Origin of the sequence: Pseudomonas sp. TYF_14 (assembly GCF_043105275.1) — a bacterium.
Classification (GTDB): Bacteria; Pseudomonadota; Gammaproteobacteria; order Pseudomonadales; family Pseudomonadaceae; genus Aquipseudomonas; species Aquipseudomonas alloputida.
On record NZ_JBICLK010000075.1, the window covers coordinates 1 to 1,244 of the forward strand.

A 1,244-nucleotide genomic window follows, 5' to 3' on the forward strand; every position below is an offset into this window, starting at 1 on the left:
GTTTTGGCGGCTTTGATGACCCGATCCGTCGAAACATGAGCATGTACAGCCGTCCCTTGCACCCAGGCCTTCGCTTTGAGCACCTTGGGGCCTCGTGGGCTTTTCGCAACCTGTCTGGGCTGGATGTTTCTGGCCAGCTCCAGCAGGCGCTGAGCCAGGTTTTCCATCGGAACAACGGGCATGTACTCGGATGGCAGGGCAATCTGCATGCCTTCGTAACCCCCTCTGATCTGCACCGCCAAGTGATAGATCGAGGCTTCCCAATTCTCGGGCAAGGCATCGCGGTGAGCCTGTTCAACACTTCGCTTGAGCAAGGCCAGAACGTTGTATGCCAGCACGGCAGTGGTGAATCCAAGCAAGGCGGCTCGCGGACTGCCGAGGGTTTCAATTTCACTTTCCAGAATTGCTTCCAACCGCTGGAACATCCCTTCAATGCTCCAGCGGCGCCGATAGAAGTCTGCGATCTGTTGCGCACTGATGCTCTCGGGCAGGTTGCTCCAGAACATCAAGCTGTTATCACCTGAGTCGTTTGGTGAATGAAGCGTTAACTCGACACGTCGCCAGCGGTGCCCGCCTTTTACTTCGATGGATTGCTCGCGCACAGTGCCTGTGGCGACGGGCATCGGTGCTTGCCACTCACCTTCCTGGATCAAGCGTGGATGCTTGGCCTGCTGGCGAATGACAAATGATGTCTTCACCTGTTCGCACGCCTCCATTACAGGCAGCGTGCAGTAGAGACGGTCAGCGATCCAAACCTGATTGGTCTTTGCTTCAGCCAGCAACGGCAAAACACAAACTCGTTCGCTTGCGTAGGCGTCCTCGCACGGCTGGAGGTCAATTACCTGATCCAGGTCGGGGTCGTAAACCACCACCGAAAACCCGGGGCGAGCCGCTCCGCGCTCTTGGCGCAACGCGCCAAGACGCTTTTCGGTAGAGGCCAAGTGGCTGCCATCGACCACCCGAACTTGCCAATCAGGAAGCATGGCTGAGCAGCCCAACTCATGGATTGTCGGCGCCAAGCGCTGCGCGCAGCCTGTCACCAGAGCACGCAACAGGGCAGGTTCGGTTCGACTGATCTTGTCGTACAGAGCTGCCAGGCTGACGGGAAGGTCGTCCAGTTGTCTTGCCGCAGCATGCAGCGATGGCTTCAAGCCCAATGAAACAAGCGACATCAACTTGATAATGGTCGAGAACAGCAGCTCGCGAGAATACTGCCGTTGGCGGTGCTCCTCGAAAACCTGATC

The 1,244-nt window shown here is 57.5% G+C and carries 1 protein-coding gene; it reads right to left on the bottom strand.

The features are described from left to right. A partial coding sequence (locus ACF8O8_RS19885; protein ID WP_392510310.1) for an IS4-like element ISPpu8 family transposase occupies window positions 1–1,244 on the bottom strand: 1,244 nt, incomplete at both ends.